This window comes from Marinibaculum pumilum (assembly GCF_042646425.1).
GTDB lineage: Bacteria > Pseudomonadota > Alphaproteobacteria > Ferrovibrionales > Ferrovibrionaceae > Marinibaculum > Marinibaculum pumilum.
The window spans coordinates 51,519-68,098 of record NZ_JBHRTR010000027.1 but is presented as its reverse complement, the minus strand read 5'-3'; the positions used below and the strand labels follow the sequence as shown (position 1 = coordinate 68,098).

Genomic DNA, 16,580 nt, shown 5'->3' with positions numbered 1-16,580 from the left:
GCACTTTCGTCCCGCCGCGCCGGGCCGCTGCCCGGCCGCGCCGCGGGTGCAGCCCTGAGCGAGGCACCATGTCACAAAGCCAGACGATTCCCGCCGACAACCGGTCCCCGGACAAGCACCAGATCACCGACAGGGCCGCCTTGCGGGCACTGTACGGCGAGCCAATGAAGCTCGCGCTGGAGAAGGTGGTGACCCGGATCGACGAGATGTGCGCCACGATGATCGAGCGGGCGCCGTTCGTGGTGATCTCCACCGCCCATGCCGACGGCCGGCAGGATGTCTCGCCCAAGGGCGATGCGCCGGGCTTCGTGGCGATCCTGGACGAGAAGACGCTGGCGATCCCCGACCGCAAGGGCAACAACCGGCTCGACGGGCTGGAGAACCTGCTGCAGAACCCGAATATCGGGCTGCTGTTCATCATCCCCGGCTACCGGGAAACCCTGCGGGTGAACGGCAAGGCGCGGATCACCACCGACCCGGACCTCTGTGCCCGCTTCGCGGTGCAGGGCAAGGCGCCGGTCACGGTGACCCTGGTGGACGTGGAGGAAGCCTTCATCCATTGCGGCAAGGCTCTGATCCGCTCGAAGCTCTGGGCGGCGGAGAGCCAGGTGACGAAGGGCGACATGCCGACACCGGGCCAGCTGTTCGCGATGAAGGACAGGACCGCCGATCCGGCGGCGGTCAACGAGCGGCTGGAAACGAACTACCGCGAGGAATTGTACTGATCGGCGCCCGCCCGGCGCGCCCGGAAGGGGCGCGCCGGGCGCGGCAGGCGCCTGGCCGGCCGCGGGACCTGCGGCAGGGCAGCCCAAGGCAGCATACCGGGTGGCAGGCTAGCCACCGGCGCCTTGGTGCGCCGCGGGTCCGTCGCGACGGCGTCGTGGTCCGGCGCGCCCGTTCAGGCGGCCGCGTCCAGGACCTCGAGCTTGTCGACCTTCGCCGGATAGAACGCCAGATGGCCCTTCAGGGCGCTCACCTCGTCATAGGGCAGCTTGTAGCCCCAGGCGGCGTTCTCGGCGCTGACCCCGATCGCGGCAAAGCTCCAGTAGGAGGCCTCGCCCTTGTAGGGGCAGTAGGTGTGATGCTCGGTCTCGGTCGCCAGCTCCATGCGGACATCGCCGATCGGCACATAGTAGACCGGATCGTAGCCGCTCTCTTCCATCACCAGCGCGTTGGTGGTGTCGGCGATGGTGAGGCCGTTGAGCATGGCGCGCACCCGCTTGTTGCTCGGCGACAGCGCCACCTTATGCTCCGGATCCTTGGCATAGCCGGGGCCGGGATTGCTGGAAGCCATGACTTTCCCTCCTGTATCGGTTGGTCAAACACAAACAAAAACGTCCCGGTCCGCCGGACGCATGCGCCGCATGCCGTCGGGCAGCCGGTTCCCAAAGGGGATATCTGGGCTGGTGTCTCTCCTTAATACATGTGCGCGCCGCGGACGCCAATGCAAGGGTGGCCATCCGGACGGCATCCTCAGGTACCGCTGCGGGGCCGGGAACCGGGAGGGACGGTCATGCAGGGGCTGATCTCCGCCGGCGGGCCGGTCGTCATCGTGCTGGCCGTCCTGTCGGTGCTGGCTCTCACGGTGGTCCTGGCGAAGCTCTGGCAGCTGGCGGCATGGCGTCTGTGGCGCAGCGATCCGGCCGCGCCCGCGGTGGCACTGGCGGCGAAGGGCCGCTGGCTGGACGCCGCCGAGGCCGCCGCCGCCGTGCCCCATCCTGCGGCGGCGCTGGCCGCCTGGATCTGTCGGATGCGGGGCCAGAAACAGCCGGCCGGCGCGGCGGAGCTGCATGTGGCGGCGGAGCGCCGGGCGCAGGCGGCGCTCGACCGGGTGCGCGGCGGCCTGCGGCTCCTCGCCTTCGTCACCGCGACGGCGCCGCTGCTCGGCCTGTTCGGCACGGTGCTGGGCATGATCGAGGCGTTCCAGGAACTGGAAGCCTCGGGTCGCCAGATCGATCCCGGGCAGCTGTCGGGCGGCATCTGGGCGGCGCTGCTGACCACCGCCGCCGGCCTGGCGGTGGCGATCCCGGCCTCCGCCTTCCTGGCCCTGTTCCAGTCGGTCACGGAACGCACCGCGCGGGCGCTGGAGGATGTCGCCGCCGCGCTGCTGCCGCCGGAGCCGGGCCGGTGAGGCTGCGCCGGCCGGCCCCCCTGCCCGGGGCGGCGATCGCGCTGACCCCGCTGATCGACGTGGTCTTCATCCTGCTGATCTTCTTCATGCTGGCCAGCCGTTTCGACCTGTGGAACGGCTTCAATCTGGCGCTGGGGCCGGCGGAAGCCGCCGGGAGTCAGGTGGACGGAGATCGGGCAGGAGAAAAAAACGACCGGTCGGACATTTCGATTATCCTTCTGGCAAACAACGACATTTCCCTCGATGGACGCCGCGCGACGGCGGCGGAACTGCGTGCCTTCGTAACGGATGCACAGAAAGTCACGACCGATCGTTCGCTACGGTTTTCAGTTGCCGCAGAACAGGGGGCCAAGGTGGCCGCCCTGGTCGCGCTGCTGGAAGACCTGAAGGCCGCCGGCGCGGCAGACATCCTGCTGGCCCCTTCGGCCGGCGGCGCAACGCGCTGAGCCGGACCATGCGAAGCCTGCGGCGCGGCACGGAGGACGCGGCCGCCACCGGCGACGGAACCGGCGGCGACGATGGCAGCCTGTCCCTGGTCAATATCGCCTTCCTCCTGCTGGCCTTCTTCGTCATGGCGGGGGCGATCAGCGCCGCGGATCCCTTCCCGGTCTCGCCGCCTCCCGGCATGGCGCCGCCCCTGGCGGAGAGCGAGATACCGGAACTGCTGATCGCCGCTGACGGCCGCATGGCGCTGGACGGCAGTCCGGTCGCCGTCGCCCCGGATGTCGCGGCCCCGGGTGTCGCCGCCGGTGGCGCGCCCGTCACGACCAGCCGCGACCTGGAGGCGGCCCTGGCCGCGCTTACCGAACCGCCGGCGGTACTGCGCCTGCGGGTCGACGGCGGAGCCGATGCCGGTGGCCTGATGCGGCTGCTGGAGCGGCTGCGGACCGCCGGGGTCGGAGAGGTGGTGCTGGTCACGCGCGCCGCCGCGCCCGCTGCCGCACCCGCTTCCGCACGATGACAGCGCCCGTCGCATGACGACCGTGTCCGCCAGCGGGGGCGAAGCCGCGCTGCCGGCCCGGTTCGGTACGGCCGGCTGGCTGGCGGCCGCGGTCCTGGCCACGGCCATCCATCTGGGCGTGCTGGGCCTGTCATGGGACCTGCCGCTGCTGCCGGCTTCGGATGCCGGCCAGCCGGAGATGCGGATCTCGCTCGCAACCCTGGGGCGTGGTAGCCCGGTGACCCTGGCGCGGCCGGGCGTTTCCGCGGATCGAGCTTTGGACCCCCCGTCAGCCCCATCCTCCGCCCTCCCGGCCTCTCCTACGGCCCCGCCAGAGGGCGGGGCCGGTCCGCTGCCCGCACCGCCGGTCACGGCGCCGATGGCGGAGGTGCGACCGGCGCCGAGCATCGCGCCTGAACCCGCCGCGCCCGACCCCGCCGCGCCCGACCCCGCTGCGCCTGACACTGTCGCCCCCGCGACCAACGCTCCTCACGCCAACGCTTCGGGCGCGCCGGCGGCGGACCCGGCGGGCCGGGCGGCGGAGGGGGCGACATCCGCCGGCATTGCCGGCCCGGCCCCGCGCCCCCGGGCGCGACCGCAGCATCTGGAACAGGCGGATTCGCCCGTTGCGGCGGTGCCGGCCGGCGACCGCGATGCCGGCGGCTCCGCAGCCGGCTCGATCTCCGGCCTGGCGCCGCGGCCCGGCGGGCTGCAGGACCTGCCGGCATCGCCATCCGCGGCCCCCGCCGTTCCAGGCCCCGCCGCTTCCGCCCCCGCCGTTCCGGGCCTTGGGGGCAGCGGCGAAGGGCGGGCCCTGCTGGACGGCTACCTGTCGCGGCTGCAGGGCATCCTTCAGCGCAGCCGCCGCTATCCGGCGGCGGCGCTGGCGGACCGCCTGCAGGGGGTCGTTCTCCTGGGGTTCAGCCTGCATCGCAGCGGCCGCGTCCTGGGCGGCCGGGTCATCCGCTCCTCCGGCCACGAGATCCTGGACAGGGAGGCGCTGGATCTCTTGTATCGGGTGGCACCGCTGCCGCCCTTCCCGCCCGGGATCGCGGCAGAGCGGCTGGACCTGGAAGTGCCCATCCGTTTCGACCGGTAGGGGCGGTTCCGACCGGCAGGCTTGGGGCAGGGCGGCGGGCGATGGGGCGGGCAGGATGCGGGAGGACCGAATGCATCTGGGCGAGTTCAAGGTGCTGACCTTCGACATGTACGGCACCCTCATCGACTGGGAGACCGGCCTGCATGCAGCCCTGGCGCCTTTGGCGGCACGTGCCGGCCGGGAGATCCCGCGCGAAGCGGTGCTCGACCGCTTCGCCGCCTGGGAGATCGTGCAGCAGCGCACCACGCCGGCGGCCCGCTATGCCGACCTGCTGGCGGTGGTGGCCAAGCGGGTCACCGAGGAATGGGGTGTCCATGCCAGCTGGGAGGAATGCCTGGCCTTCGGCCGCTCGGTGAAGCACTGGCCGGCCTTCGACGACGTGCCGGCTGCGCTGCGCTACCTGGCGGACCATTACCGCCTGGCGGTGCTGAGCAATGTCGACAATGAGAGCCTGACCGGTTCCCTGCGGCGCATGGGCATCGCCTTCGACGCGGTCTACACCGCGGAGGATATCGGCAGCTACAAGCCCGACCTGCGCAATTTCCGCTACATGCTGGCCGCACTGGAGCGACGCGGTTTCGGCGCCGGCGAGATCCTGCATGTGGCGCAGAGCCTGGTGCATGACCACGGGCCGGCGAACGAGATCGGCCTGGCCAATTGCTGGATCGACCGCCGCCACGGCCAGGACGGCGCCGGCGCCACCGGCGCGCCGGCGGAGATGCCGCGCCTGGCCTTCCGGTTCGACAGCCTCGCCGCCCTGGTGGCGGCCCACAAGGCGGAGCGGGCCGCCGGCTGAGCCGGTGCCGCGACGGGGGACGAGGGGAAAGGACGGGGGACAAGGGGAAAGACGGTATGCAGGCCCTGCGCGAGATCCGGCAGATCGACTACAGCGTGATCTTCGTCCGCGACATGGCGGCGATGCGTCATTTCTACGAGACGGTAATGGAATTCCCGCTGCTGCGGGTCCTCAGCGACCATTGGGTCGAATTCCGGGTCGGCGACAACACCCTGGCGCTGGCGGTGCATGGCGGCCGCTTCGGCGACCCGCCGCCGGCGCAGGCCGGCCCGCTGCTGCAGCTGGCCTTCCGCGTCTCGCCGCAGGGGGTCGCCGACTGTGCCGCCGCGCTGGAAGGCAAGGGGGTTGCCCTGGTGGCGCCGCCGACCGACCACGCCTTCGGGCACCGGACGATCTTTTTCCACGACCCGGACGGCAACCTGCTGGAGATCTATGCGGAGATCTGACGCCCGCAGAGAGTGTTGCCGGGACACCCTGGGCGGAGCCGGCTAGAATCCGGCCGTCCGGCAGCCGGCCGTGCGCAGGCGCCGCGACGAGTGGGAGGATGACGCAAAGATGAACCTCGATTTTTCCGACGAGCAGAAGCTGCTGCGCGACCAGGTGCGCCGCTTCCTGGAGCAGCGCTGCCCGCCGGCCGCGGTACGCGCGGTGCTGGAGGGCGAGGCCGAATACCACGCCGCGCTCTATGCGGGCCTGGCCGAACTCGGCGTGCTGGGTTCGGCGATCCCGGAGGAATATGGCGGGGTCGGCCTGGGCCATCTGGAGCTTTGCGTCCTGGCCGAGGAACTGGGGCGGGCGCTGGCGCCGGTGCCCGTCGCCTCGTCGATCTACCTCGCCGCCGAATGCCTGATGCAGGCCGGCTCCGAGGCACAGAAGGCGGCCTGGCTGCCGAAGCTCGCGGCCGGCGAGGCGATCGGCTGTTTCGCCATCGCGGAAGGCCGGGGACGGATGTCCGCCGAAAAGGTGCAGGCCCGTGTCGAGGGGGACCGGTTGTCCGGCGCCAAGGCCCCGGTCGCCGACGGCGGCATCGCCGACTTCTGCATCGTGGCCGCGCGCGACGGCGACGGCGTCTCCCTCTTCCTGGTCGACCTGTCGGCGGCCGGCGTGCGCCGCACCGCGCTGAAGACCATCGATCCGACCCGCGGCCAGGCGCGGCTGGACTTCGACGGCGCCGCGGCCGACCGGATCGGCGGCGCCGGCGATGGCTGGCATATCGCGAGCCAGGTGATGGACCGGGCGGCGATCCTGCTGGCCTTCGAACAGCTGGGCGGCGCCGACCGGGCGCTGGAGATGGGGCGCGACTACGCCCTGGAGCGCATGGCGTTCGGCCGCCAGATCGGCTCCTTCCAGGCGATCAAGCATATGCTGGCCGACATGTACGTCGCCGCCACCCTGGCGCGGTCGAACTGCTATTACGGCGCCTGGGCGCTGTCGTCGGCCGCGGCGGAACTGCCGGTGGCGGCCGCCACCGCGCGGGTCTCCGCCACCACGGCCTTCCAGCACTGCGCGAAGAACAACATCCAGGTGCATGGCGGCATGGGCTTCACCTGGGACTTCGACTGCCATCTCTACTATCGCCGCGCCAACGCGCTGGCGCTCGCGCTGGGCTCGCTCTCCACCTGGGAGAGCCTGCTGATCGAGCGGATGAGCGCGGGAAACCGCGAAGCGGCGGCCTGACGGCACAGGGAACGGGAAGATGGATTTCAACGATACGCCGGAAGAGGCGGCCTTCCGCGCCGAGGTGCGGGCCTGGATCGACGCCAATGCGCCAAAGCACCTGGAGCCGGAGCTGCGCCGCGCCAGCTTCGCCTCCAGCGGCCTGGTCAGCGAGGACCCGGTGACGGCCGGCAAGGCCTGGCAGAAGAAGAAGGCGGCGGCCGGCTGGGCCTGCCTGCACTGGCCGAAGGAATATGGCGGCGCCGCCCGCTCGCCGATCGAGCGGGTGATCTGGAGCCAGGAGGAAGGCCCCTATGCCTCCCTTTCCGGCATCTTCATCATCGGCCACGGCATGTGCGGCCCCACCGTGATGGCCTGGGCGTCGGAAGACCAGAAGCAGGCGCGCCTGCCGCCGCTGGCCAGCGGCGAGGAGATCTGGTGCCAGCTGTTCTCCGAACCGGCCAGCGGCTCCGACCTGGCGGGCTTGCGCACCCGGGCGGTGAAGGCCGATGACGGCTCCGGCGACTGGATCGTCAACGGCCAGAAGATCTGGACCAGCGGCGCGCAGCATTCCGACTGGGGCCTGCTGATTGCGCGCACCGACCCCGACGTGCCGAAGCATCGCGGCCTGACCATGTTCTTCCTGTCGATGCATTCCCCCGGCGTGAAGGTGGTGCCGATCAAGCAGGCCAATGGGGCCTCCGGCTTCAACGAGGTCTATTTCACCGATGTCCGCATTCCCGACGCACAGCGCCTGGGCGAGGTCGGGCAGGGCTGGCAGGTCTCGCTCACCACCCTGATGAACGAGCGGCTGTCGATCGGCGCCGGCATGTCGACCGGCTTCCCGGACGTCTTCCGCTACTGCATGGAGGCGGAGATCGACGGCCGGCCGGCGGTCGAGGATGCCAATGTGCGCTCGAAGCTGGCGCAGTTCGCGGTGCGCGAAAGCGGCCTGCGCTATACCGGCATGCGGGCGATCTCCGCTTTGTCGAAGGGCGAGACGCCGGGGCCGGAAAACTCGATCGGCAAGCTGGTCGCCGGCGCCACGATGCAGGAGCTGGCGATGTTCGCGCTGGACCTGCAGGGCGAGGCGGGCGTGGTGTGGGACGAAGACAGCCCGCAGAACGGCCGCTTCCAGTCGGTGCTGATGCGCTCCCCCGCCACCCGGATCGAGGGCGGGTCGGACGAGATCCTGCGCAACATCATCGGCGAGCGGGTGCTGGGCCTGCCCGGCGACATAAGGGTCGACAAGGACCTGCCGTTCCGGGAGATCCCCACCAGCGGCCGGCGGAAGGGGTAGCGGCGGGGGCCGGCCTTCACGCCCCTCTTGCGTCATGCGCGGTCTTGTTCCGCGCAGCCATTGGATCCTCGGCTCGGGGGCCGAGGATGTCGGACAGGTCAGTGGCGCGCCGCTACTGCAGCAGGATCCGCGAACGGGGGCGAATGGCGAGCTTCGCCTGCGCCGGCTTCATCAGGTCGACGAAGGCGGCGAAGACCGGGCGCTGGGTGCCGCTGCACCAGGGCAGCCGCAGCAGTTCCTCCAGCGCGCCGGTGATCCGCCAGGGGGCGCCGTCGTACAGCTTCGGCGCGGTCAGGGCGTCGTAGATGTCGGCCGCGGCCAGGATCTCCACCGCGGGCTCGTAGGTGCCGGTGGCGCCGCGGCAGGCCTCGAACGCATAGAGCGAAGCCAGGACCGGCGCCAGGCGGCCCAGCGACAGCCGGTCCAGGGCCTCCAGGGTGCGGTCGCGCAGCTCCTCGCGCAGGCCGGCCCTGGCCTCCGCCGAAAGGGCCTTGTCGTTCAGCCGTCGCGGGTCGATCGCATGCTTGCCGACATCGTGCAGCAGCGCCGCCAGCACCAGCTCCTCCTCGCCGATGGCGGCGGCCTCGGCGGCACCGGCCGCTGCCAGGCTGCGGTGCAGCGCCAGCGCGAAGGACGCCACCGCCTCGTTGTGCAGGAAGGCGGCGTCGCGGGCCTGGATGCTGGTCAGGTCGACCATGTCGATCCGCTCCGCGGCGATCCGCTCGACCTGCTCGATGACGTCCGCGAAGGCGGTAGCGAAGCGGCTGTCCGGGGCGATGCGGCGGCGGTCGGCTGCCAGCGGGCGCAGGCCGTCCAGGGTGGCGCAGGCCATCCGCCCGAGGCCGCGCACCTCCAGGTCGCCGAGGGCGGCGATCTCGAACCAGGGACGCAGCGGCTCCGCGGCGGAAGCGGGCAGGGCGATGCCGTCGACCGGGCAGACCGCTTCCATGCGGCTGGCCAGGTTGGCGGCCGGGCCGAGCACGTCGTACAGGCTCTTGCTCGCCGGCCCCAGCATGCCGGCGGTGATCCGGCCGGAGTTCAGGCCGATCCGCATGTGGAAGGGAAAGCGCTCCCGCAGTTCGCACTGCATGGTCAGTGCCGCCATCGCGGCATCGGAGCGATGGGTCGGGCTGCCGAAGGGCACGCCGAACACCGCCATCATGCCGTCGCCGTTGATCTTGTTCACATAACCGCGGTAGCGCTGCACGATCTCGCCCGCCCAGCTGAAATACTCGTTCAGCAGGGAGAACACCTCGTCCGGCTCCATGTCGGCGGCATAGCCGGTGAAGTTCTCCAGGTCGGTGAACAGGATCGTGGCATCCAGCCGGCCGGGGACCAGGCCGCCCTCCAGCATCAGCGGGATCACCTCCGGCGGGGCCATGCGGCGCAGCATGGCGGCACTGCGGCCCTGTTCGTCGCGGACATGGCCCAGCGCCTCCTCCAGCGCCCGGGTGCGCTCGGCCACCCGGCTCTCCAGGGTCGCATTCAGGCCGGAAAGCGCGGCATTGGCGCGGTCCAGCGCCTGGCTGCGCTCGATCACCGAGCGGTGCAGGCGGGCATTGTCGATCGCGTTGGCGACCTGGTTGCCGACGATGGAGAGCAGCAGCTCGTCCAGCTCGTCGAAGGCGTTGGGCTCGGTGCTCTCGACCATGAAGACGCCGACCAGGCGGTCCTTGACCACCAGCGGGATCGCGATCTGGCTGTCGGCATCGGCCAGGCCGGGCAGCCGCGGCGATTGGCCGGGCCATGTCTGACCCTGGGTCTCGACGTGCCGGCGCACGCTGGCGAGGTAGCTCAGCTTCGAGCGCAGGCTGCCGATCCGCAGCATCCGCCGGCGGCGCGCGACGACGCCGATCGTGCCCTGGCCGACCGGCACCCGCGCGCCCGGCGCGGCATCCTCGTAGCCGTGGCTGGCAGCGAGTTCCAGGTTCTCCCCCGCCTCGTCCGCCAGCAGCACCATGCAGTGGCGGAAGCCCAGCACATTGTCCATGGCGGTCAGCACCATGCACAGCACCGCGTCCAGCTCCAGGGTGGCGTTCAGCTCCGCGGCGATCTGCTGGATGATGCGGACCTCCTCGGTCTTCCGGCCGAGGCGGGCGTTGAGCTCGTCGATGATGCGCTGGTTCTCCGCCATCTCGCGGCGGAGCGACACCGTTTCCTCCGCTGGCAGGGCGAGCCCGCCGCCGTCGGTCATGATCCGCCCAGCTGCTGCACCGCCACCACCTCGTAGATGTCGGCCGCCTTCAGCTTGAAGATCCCCGACATGCCGGTCAGCGAGGCGATCGCCTCGATCTGCATGTCCATCGCATCGAACACCGGGCCTTCGGTCTCGGAATGGTCGTAGCGGAGCCGCAGGCTCCAGAACCGCATGCTGTCAGGGCAGGTGACGACGCAGAACAGCTGCGGGTTCTCACGCACGTTGCGGTAGGTCTTGTTGAAGAACTGGTGCGACAGCGCGACATGGTCGTCGTCGACATAATAGACCTGCGAGATCACCGTCGCGTTCGGTTCCCCGTCGGCGGAGCAGGTGGCGACGATGGCGGGCAGCACGCCCTCCATGGCCCGCCGGATCTCAGGCGACAGCCGGGGTGCCGCGTCCAAGGGCGGCGCTCCTACAGGCCCAGCCGCCGGCCCGCGTCGGGGCCGGGGGTCTGGTCGAAGATGTCGGTCACCCGGAAGCTGACCGCGCTGCTCGGGGCCAGCGGATAGCCGCCCCAATAGCCGTCGGAGCGGTCGCCGAAGTCGCCGCGGAAATGCTCGATCACCCGGCCGCGATGCGCCTGCTGCAGCGCCTGTTCCCGCTGCGTGGTGGGGCGGATGCCCAGATAGGCGCCCTTGAACTGGTAGGTCTCGTGCAGGGTGCCGTGGCCGACCAGCAGCGCCGCGCGGCCGGAGGTGGCGAGGTTGTCGTAGAGCGGCCCGGCGATCAGGTCGGGAACGAAGGCGGTGACGGTGTCTTCGTCGGCATCGACCGCACAGCCGAACACCATGGTGCAGGTTGCGAACAGGCCGGCATCCCGGCTGGCCAGGACCATGCCGTAGGGCCCCCGCAGGAACGCCACGAACTTTCCCGGAATCACCTCATCCCCCAAAGCCCGGCAACGCGCCGGTGCCATACCGGCGCGGCGGGAGTCTGTCCGAAGGCGGGGGGAAAATCCATCCTCCGTTGCGGGCAAAAAAAAGGGGCGCGGCCGAAGCCGCGCCCCCGATGTAGTGAATGGAAAGGCGAGGATCAGGACTTCGCGTCCTCGTCCTCCTCCTCGTCCGTCTCGTCGTCGTCGCTGTCGTCGGCATCCTCGTCGTCGCCGGCGGCCTCCATCTCCTTGCGGCGCAGGGCTGCTCCCAGGATGTCGCCGAGGCTGGCGCCGGAGTCCATGGAGCCGTAATTGGCCACGGCCTCCTTCTCCTCCGCCACCTCGCGGGCCTTGATCGACAGGGTGATCTTGCGGGTCTTGGTGTCCATCGCGGTGACCCGGGCGTCGACCTTGTCGCCGGCCTGGAACCGCTCCGGACGCTGCTCGCCGCGGTCGCGGCTGAGCTCGGCCTTGCGGATATAGCCGGACAGGCCGTCCTCGCCGACCGACACCGTGATGCCGCGGGCATCGACCTCGGTCACCGTGCAGGTGACCACGTCACCCTTGCGGATGCCCGACGAGGCCATCGGATCGCTCTCGAGCTGCTTGATGCCCAGGCTGATCCGCTCCTTGTTGGTGTCGACGTCCAGCACCTTGGCGCGGACCACGTCGCCCTTCTTGAACCGGGCGATCGCGTCTTCCGGCGCCGAGTCCCAGTCGATGTCCGACATGTGCACCATGCCGTCCACGCCTTCCTCCAGGCCGACGAAGAGGCCGAACTCGGTGATGTTCTTGACCTCGCCCTCGATCACGGTGCCCTGCGGATAGCGGTCCGCGAAGCTCTCCCACGGATTGTCCAGGCACTGCTTCAGGCCCAGCGAGATCCGCCGCTTCACCGGATCGACCTCCAGCACCATCACCTCGACCTCCTGGGAGGTGGAGACGATCTTGCCGGGGTGGATGTTCTTCTTCGTCCAGGACATCTCCGAGACGTGCACCAGACCCTCGACACCGGGCTCCAGCTCCACGAAGGCGCCGTAGTCGGTGATGTTGGTGACCCGGCCGGTGAACTTGGTGTTCAGCGGGTACTTGGCCTCGACACCCTCCCAGGGGTCGGCCTCCAGCTGCTTCATGCCCAGGCTGATGCGCTGCGTCTCCGCGTTCACGCGGATCACCTGCACCTTCACCGTCTGGCCGATGTTCAGCACCTCGCTCGGGTGGTTGACCCGGCGCCAGGCGATGTCGGTCACGTGCAGCAGGCCGTCGACCCCGCCCAGGTCGACGAAGGCGCCGTAGTCGGTGATGTTCTTCACAACACCTTCCAGCACCTGGCCTTCCTTCAGGTTCTGCACCAGCTCGTTGCGGGCCTCGGCGCGGCTCTCCTCCAGCACGGCGCGGCGGGAGACGACGATGTTGCCGCGGCGGCGGTCCATCTTCAGGATCTGGAACTGCAGCGGCACGCCCATCAGGTGGGAGGCGTCGCGCACCGGGCGGATGTCCACCTGGCTGCCCGGCAGGAAGGCCACGGCGCCGGACAGGTCGACGGTGAAGCCGCCCTTGACCCGGTTGAAGATGTGGCCGTTGACCCACTCGTTCTTCTCGAACGCCTTCTCCAGCTTTTCCCAGGCCTCTTCGCGGCGGGCGCGGTCGCGGCTCAGCACCGCCTCGCCCATCGCGTTTTCCATCCGCTCCAGGAACACCTCGACCTCGTCGCCGGCCTTCAGCTCCGGCTGCGGGCCGCCGCGCTCGCCGAACTCGCGCAGGGGCACCCGGCCCTCGCACTTCAGTCCGACATCGATCAGCGCGAAATCGTTCTCGATGGCGATGATGGTGCCCTTCACGACGCGGCCTTCCATGGCCTCGCCGGTGCCGTAGCTCTCCTCGAGAAGGGCTTCGAAATCCTCGTCGGTCGGCAGATCGGTCTCTACCGCAGCAGTCTGTGCCATATTGTCTCCTGAGTACCGGACCCGTATCAGGCCTTGCCGGTGGGGCGTCAGCTCCTGCTGCGCATGGCGGGCGGAACGTGCCGCTGCCGGGACCGGCGGGTCCAAGGCCTCAAAATGCCCGGGCGCGGCGCATCGCGCGGGCGAAAGTTGCATCGGCGGCGCGCGCCAGCGCCGCAGGTTCGTTCAGGCGGCCGGACCGGAAACCTGGCCGCCGCTATCGAGATGGGGCTTCCGCCCCGTCGCGTCCACCACCATGCGGATCGCGGTCTCAAGCGCCGCCTCTATAGACAAGTCGGTCGTGTCGAGCAAGCGCGCGTCCGCCGCCGCCGTCAGCGGCGCCGCCTGCCGGCCGCTGTCGCGGGCGTCGCGCGCCTCCAGGTCGGCCAGCACGGCCGCCAGGTCCACGTCGGCGCCGCGGCCCTGCAGCTCGGCATGGCGGCGGCGGGCCCGTGCCTCGACCGAGGCGGTGACGAACAGCTTTACCGGCGCGTCGGGAAAGATCACCGTGCCGATGTCGCGGCCGTCCAGGACCGCGCCCGGCGGGGTGCGGCCGAAGCCGCGCTGATAGTCCAGCAGCGCCGCCCGCACCGCCGGCTGCGCGGCGACCTGCGACGCGGCGATGCCGACCGCCTCGTCGCGCAGCTCCGGACGGCGCTGGTCGGCCTCCGTCAGGCCGCCTGCGGCAGCCAGGGCGGCCTCCGGGTCGGCCGGGTCGCCGCCGGCCGCCAGCACCCGCGCGCCGACCGCGCGGTACAGGCTGCCGGTGTCCAGGTAGCGCAGGCCGAACGCCTTCGCGAGGCTGCGGGCCAGGGTGCCCTTGCCGGCGGCGACCGGGCCGTCCACCGCGATCACCAGTGCCCCGCTGTCAGCCCGCCCCCCGCTGTCATCCCGCGTTGCCATCGCCCGCGCCTCAGGCCACCTCTATCCGCGCACCCAGGCCGCGCATCAGGCCGGCGAAGCCGGGGAAGCTGGTGTCGATCATCGCGCCGTCGTCGATGGTGACCGGTGCGGCGCTGGCCAGGCCCAGCACCAGGAAGGCCATGGCGATGCGATGGTCCAGGTGGGTGGCGATGGTGGCGCCGCCCGGCGGCGGCCTGCCGGTCCCGGTGACGATCATGCCGTCCGGCAGTTCCTTCACCGCCACCCCGGCGGCGCGCAGGCCGGCGGCCATGGCGCCGATCCGATCGCTCTCCTTCACCCGCAGCTCCATCGCGCCGGTGATCCGGGTCTCGCCCTCGGCGCAGGCGGCGGCGACCGCCAGGATCGGGAATTCGTCGATCATCGCCGGCACCCGCTCCGGCGGCACCTGGATGCCCTTCAGGCGGGAGCCCTGGACGTGGATCGTGCCGACCGGCTCGCCGCCCTCGGTGCGGCGGTCGGTGATCTCGATATGGGCGCCCATCTCCTGCAGGCAGTCGTACAGCCCGGTGCGCAGACTGTTCAGGCCGACCCGCCGGATCGCCACCTGGCTGCCGCGGCAGATCGCCGCCGCCACCGCCGGGAAGGCGGCGGAGGAGGGGTCGCCCGGCACCGCGATGGCGACCGGCTTCAGCTCCGGCTGGCCGGTCAGGGCGATGCGGCGGCCCTTGCCGGCCTTCTCCACCCTTACCTCCGCGCCGAATGCCTGCAGCATGGTCTCGGTATGGTCGCGGGTCGCCTTCGGCTCCACCACCACCGTCTCGCCCGGGGTGTTCAGGCCCGCCAGCAGCACCGCCGACTTCACCTGGGCGGAGGCGACCGGCAGGGTATAGCTGACCGGCACCGAGTTTTCCGCACCGATGATCGCCGCCGGCAGCCGGTCGCCGTGGCGCAGCACGAAGCGGGCGCCGAAGCGTTCCAGAGGCTCGCGCACCCGGCCCATCGGCCGCTTGCGCAGCGAGGCGTCGCCGGTGACGAAGGCGGTCAGCGGGTGGGTCGCCAGCAGGCCGGCGATCAGGCGCGCCGCGGTGCCGGCATTGCCCATGTCCAGCACGTCCTCCGGCTCCGCCAGGCCGCCGACCCCGACGCCGTTCACATGCCAGCGGCCGGCGCGGCGCTCGACCCGGGCGCCCAGGGCCCGCATCGCCGCGGCGGTGGCCAGCACGTCGGCGCCTTCCAGCAGCCCCTCGACCACCGTCTCGCCCACCGCCAGGGCACCGAACATCAGCGCCCGGTGGGAGATCGACTTGTCGCCGGGCACGGCGATCGTGCCGGCCAGGGCGGTGGTGGCGGGATGCGCGACAAGGGGGCGGGCCGGCCCGTCATGGCCGGTCGGCGCTTCGCCGGCGGGAGCGCGGTCGGTCGCGAAGGGGGTGGGCGCGGAAGGGGCGGTCATGATGGTCCGGTCGGGTCTGTCCGTGACGGCGCCTCCCGCACGGGGCCTGCCGGTGGTCGCCCCGGACAGAAAGGGGCGCCGTGGGTCGCCGCCGGAACCGGATTGGACCGGTTGCCGGAACGCCCGTCCGGGGGCCGGTCGCAGGAACGCGCCATCGGGACGATTGACTTATGGGCGGCGTTTATCACAATCCCGCGCCGCCCGTCACGCCGCCTGTCGCGCGGCCGGGACGACCCGGATAGGACGAGGCGATCCGGCAGGGACGGGGTGGGGCCGTTTCCGGGCCGGCGGCCCGAAGACTAAGGAAGAGTGCGAGGATGGCGAAACCCGAACTGGGCACGAAGCGGCGCTGCGCCGGATGCGGCGCGGCCTATTACGACCTCAACAAGGAGCCGATCGTCTGCCCGAAATGCGGCACCGAGTTCGTTGTCGAGCAGCCGAAGGCGCCGCGCGCCAAGAAGCGCGAGGCGGAGCCGAAGGAGAAGCCCGCCGCTGCCGCCACCACGGCCAAGTCCGGCGACGACGATGACGAGGAAGTCGACGACGAGGTCGACGATTTCCTGGAAGACGACATGGACGATGACGACGACAGCGATGTCGGCGACGTCGTCTCCGGCGACGACGAGGAAGAGGACAGCTGACCGGCCGGCCGGACCCCGGTCTGGCCGCCAGGACGCGACGCCGCAGCACCCCGCCCCATGCCGGGACGGGGCGGTTGCACAACGGCCGGGGGCAAGCGGAAAATCGCTTGCACCCGGCCCGCCACCTGCTTATGTTCCCGCTCTCGCCGGCACCCTGCCGCGCGGCGCTTCCCAAGGCGCCGCCGGCCGGCCGCCGCTACCCGCCGCTGCCAGGGACCCGGTCCCGGAAGCGCGCAGGGGCAGCGATGGCCAGGCCAGGGATTGCCGCGCCGCCCGGCGGGCATCGTCACGATGCCCGAAGCGGGACCCGGATGGGGCCGTAGCTCAGTTGGGAGAGCGCTACAATGGCATTGTAGAGGTCAGGGGTTCGATTCCCCTCGGCTCCACCACTTTTCCCGCATGGCGGGACTTGCTTCAGCCGCAGTCATGGTTCTCGCCGGCCTGTATCTCGCCGGCCCGGCCTTCGGGTCCAATGCCGGCATATGCCGCGCAGTATTGATCCATTGCGGGTGGCAATAGCGGCCCCGTATCACGCATTGTCTGCATGCTCCGAATGATCCGCTCGCAATGCGGCCGGGATATCCGGTTCGCTGTATCAGATCGGGCGGGTACAATTCTTGCTTGTATGTGATCTCCGCTGTGCCGGACAGGGACGGGGCGGCGGATGGGTGACGATTCGTCCC

Annotated in this window: 17 protein-coding genes and 1 tRNA gene; 11 read left to right on the top strand and 7 right to left on the bottom strand. The window is 70.9% G+C overall.

The window, feature by feature from the left end:
* Positions 1-68 precede the first annotated feature (68 nt).
* On the top strand, positions 69-725 hold the full coding sequence (locus ACFOGJ_RS12305) for a pyridoxamine 5'-phosphate oxidase family protein (RefSeq protein ID WP_379900735.1): 657 nt from the start codon (positions 69-71) through the stop codon (positions 723-725).
* 173 nt (positions 726-898) lie between these two features.
* Here the strand turns inward: ACFOGJ_RS12305 and ACFOGJ_RS12300 are convergent, their stop codons facing one another.
* Entirely contained in the window at positions 899-1,294 is a 396-nt protein-coding gene (locus tag ACFOGJ_RS12300) for a DUF427 domain-containing protein (protein WP_379900733.1), read from the bottom strand.
* 219 nt (positions 1,295-1,513) lie between these two features.
* Here ACFOGJ_RS12300 and ACFOGJ_RS12295 point away from each other — a divergent pair, with 219 nt between their 5' ends.
* The 8 genes from ACFOGJ_RS12295 (at position 1,514) to ACFOGJ_RS12260 (ending at position 7,922) form a co-directional block, all read left to right on the top strand.
* The gene (locus ACFOGJ_RS12295; RefSeq protein ID WP_379900731.1) at positions 1,514-2,131 is read left to right on the top strand and encodes a MotA/TolQ/ExbB proton channel family protein; all 618 of its coding nucleotides are present in this window, start codon (positions 1,514-1,516) and stop codon (positions 2,129-2,131) included.
* Complete coding sequence (locus ACFOGJ_RS12290) at positions 2,128-2,577, top strand: ExbD/TolR family protein (protein WP_379900729.1); 450 nt, start codon at positions 2,128-2,130, stop codon at positions 2,575-2,577. The genes ACFOGJ_RS12295 and ACFOGJ_RS12290 overlap by 4 nt, the downstream gene beginning before the upstream one ends.
* Positions 2,578-2,585: 8 nt before the next feature.
* Complete coding sequence (locus ACFOGJ_RS12285; protein ID WP_379900727.1) at positions 2,586-3,092, top strand: ExbD/TolR family protein; 507 nt, start codon at positions 2,586-2,588, stop codon at positions 3,090-3,092.
* A 13-nt stretch (positions 3,093-3,105) separates the two neighbouring features.
* Positions 3,106-4,170, top strand: coding sequence for an energy transducer TonB (locus ACFOGJ_RS12280; RefSeq protein WP_379900725.1), 1,065 nt, complete (start codon positions 3,106-3,108; stop codon positions 4,168-4,170).
* A gap of 55 nt (positions 4,171-4,225) precedes the next feature.
* Positions 4,226-4,966: a haloacid dehalogenase type II gene (locus ACFOGJ_RS12275; RefSeq protein WP_379900723.1), complete on the top strand. Its 741-nt coding sequence runs from the start codon at positions 4,226-4,228 to the stop codon at positions 4,964-4,966.
* A 56-nt stretch (positions 4,967-5,022) separates the two neighbouring features.
* Entirely contained in the window at positions 5,023-5,412 is a 390-nt protein-coding gene (locus ACFOGJ_RS12270) for a VOC family protein (protein ID WP_379900721.1), read from the top strand.
* Between the two features lie 109 nt (positions 5,413-5,521).
* Positions 5,522-6,643 (top strand): acyl-CoA dehydrogenase family protein, encoded by a 1,122-nt coding sequence (locus tag ACFOGJ_RS12265; RefSeq protein ID WP_379900719.1) that lies wholly within the window; start codon positions 5,522-5,524, stop codon positions 6,641-6,643.
* A gap of 19 nt (positions 6,644-6,662) precedes the next feature.
* Entirely contained in the window at positions 6,663-7,922 is a 1,260-nt protein-coding gene (locus ACFOGJ_RS12260; protein ID WP_379900717.1) for an acyl-CoA dehydrogenase family protein, read from the top strand.
* Between the two features lie 112 nt (positions 7,923-8,034).
* On the opposite strand, the gene ACFOGJ_RS12255 is transcribed toward ACFOGJ_RS12260, so the two are convergent.
* The 6 genes from ACFOGJ_RS12255 to aroA form a co-directional block, all read right to left on the bottom strand.
* The gene (locus ACFOGJ_RS12255; protein WP_379900715.1) at positions 8,035-10,116 is read right to left on the bottom strand and encodes an adenylate/guanylate cyclase domain-containing protein; all 2,082 of its coding nucleotides are present in this window, start codon (positions 10,114-10,116) and stop codon (positions 8,035-8,037) included.
* Positions 10,113-10,523 carry a pyridoxamine 5'-phosphate oxidase family protein gene (locus ACFOGJ_RS12250; RefSeq protein ID WP_379900713.1) on the bottom strand — a complete coding sequence of 137 codons (411 nt, stop codon included), beginning with the start codon at positions 10,521-10,523 and terminating at the stop codon, positions 10,113-10,115. Before ACFOGJ_RS12250 ends, ACFOGJ_RS12255 begins: the two co-directional genes overlap by 4 nt.
* An 11-nt stretch (positions 10,524-10,534) precedes the next feature.
* Positions 10,535-10,984, bottom strand: a complete 450-nt coding sequence (locus ACFOGJ_RS12245) for a hypothetical protein (protein WP_379900711.1) — start codon at positions 10,982-10,984, stop codon at positions 10,535-10,537.
* A gap of 170 nt (positions 10,985-11,154) precedes the next feature.
* Positions 11,155-12,942: a 30S ribosomal protein S1 gene (rpsA, locus tag ACFOGJ_RS12240; RefSeq protein WP_379900708.1), complete on the bottom strand. Its 1,788-nt coding sequence runs from the start codon at positions 12,940-12,942 to the stop codon at positions 11,155-11,157.
* A 183-nt stretch (positions 12,943-13,125) separates the two neighbouring features.
* Positions 13,126-13,842, bottom strand: coding sequence for a (d)CMP kinase (locus ACFOGJ_RS12235; protein ID WP_379900706.1), 717 nt, complete (start codon positions 13,840-13,842; stop codon positions 13,126-13,128).
* A 10-nt stretch (positions 13,843-13,852) separates the two neighbouring features.
* Positions 13,853-15,256: a 3-phosphoshikimate 1-carboxyvinyltransferase gene (aroA, locus tag ACFOGJ_RS12230; protein WP_379900704.1), complete on the bottom strand. Its 1,404-nt coding sequence runs from the start codon at positions 15,254-15,256 to the stop codon at positions 13,853-13,855.
* Between the two features lie 317 nt (positions 15,257-15,573).
* On the opposite strand from aroA, the gene ACFOGJ_RS12225 reads away from it, so the two are divergent.
* Together ACFOGJ_RS12225 and ACFOGJ_RS12220 are read left to right on the top strand one after the other, a co-directional pair.
* On the top strand, positions 15,574-15,897 hold the full coding sequence (locus ACFOGJ_RS12225; RefSeq protein ID WP_379900702.1) for a TIGR02300 family protein: 324 nt from the start codon (positions 15,574-15,576) through the stop codon (positions 15,895-15,897).
* 313 nt (positions 15,898-16,210) lie between these two features.
* Positions 16,211-16,286: transfer RNA gene (locus tag ACFOGJ_RS12220), tRNA-Ala, on the top strand.
* The last annotated feature ends 294 nt before the right edge of the window (positions 16,287-16,580 follow it).

Coding starts and splice junctions, on each gene's coding strand:
- ACFOGJ_RS12305 (WP_379900735.1), top strand. CDS start 69: ATGTCACAAAGCCAGACGATTCCCGCCGACAACCGGTCCCCGGACAAG.
- ACFOGJ_RS12300 (WP_379900733.1), bottom strand. CDS start 1,294: ATGGCTTCCAGCAATCCCGGCCCCGGCTATGCCAAGGATCCGGAGCAT.
- ACFOGJ_RS12295 (WP_379900731.1), top strand. CDS start 1,514: ATGCAGGGGCTGATCTCCGCCGGCGGGCCGGTCGTCATCGTGCTGGCC.
- ACFOGJ_RS12285 (WP_379900727.1), top strand. CDS start 2,586: ATGCGAAGCCTGCGGCGCGGCACGGAGGACGCGGCCGCCACCGGCGAC.
- ACFOGJ_RS12280 (WP_379900725.1), top strand. CDS start 3,106: ATGACGACCGTGTCCGCCAGCGGGGGCGAAGCCGCGCTGCCGGCCCGG.
- ACFOGJ_RS12275 (WP_379900723.1), top strand. CDS start 4,226: ATGCGGGAGGACCGAATGCATCTGGGCGAGTTCAAGGTGCTGACCTTC.
- ACFOGJ_RS12270 (WP_379900721.1), top strand. CDS start 5,023: ATGCAGGCCCTGCGCGAGATCCGGCAGATCGACTACAGCGTGATCTTC.
- ACFOGJ_RS12265 (WP_379900719.1), top strand. CDS start 5,522: ATGAACCTCGATTTTTCCGACGAGCAGAAGCTGCTGCGCGACCAGGTG.
- ACFOGJ_RS12260 (WP_379900717.1), top strand. CDS start 6,663: ATGGATTTCAACGATACGCCGGAAGAGGCGGCCTTCCGCGCCGAGGTG.
- ACFOGJ_RS12255 (WP_379900715.1), bottom strand. CDS start 10,116: ATGACCGACGGCGGCGGGCTCGCCCTGCCAGCGGAGGAAACGGTGTCG.
- rpsA (WP_379900708.1), bottom strand. CDS start 12,942: ATGGCACAGACTGCTGCGGTAGAGACCGATCTGCCGACCGACGAGGAT.
- ACFOGJ_RS12235 (WP_379900706.1), bottom strand. CDS start 13,842: ATGGCAACGCGGGATGACAGCGGGGGGCGGGCTGACAGCGGGGCACTG.
- aroA (WP_379900704.1), bottom strand. CDS start 15,256: ATGACCGCCCCTTCCGCGCCCACCCCCTTCGCGACCGACCGCGCTCCC.
- ACFOGJ_RS12225 (WP_379900702.1), top strand. CDS start 15,574: ATGGCGAAACCCGAACTGGGCACGAAGCGGCGCTGCGCCGGATGCGGC.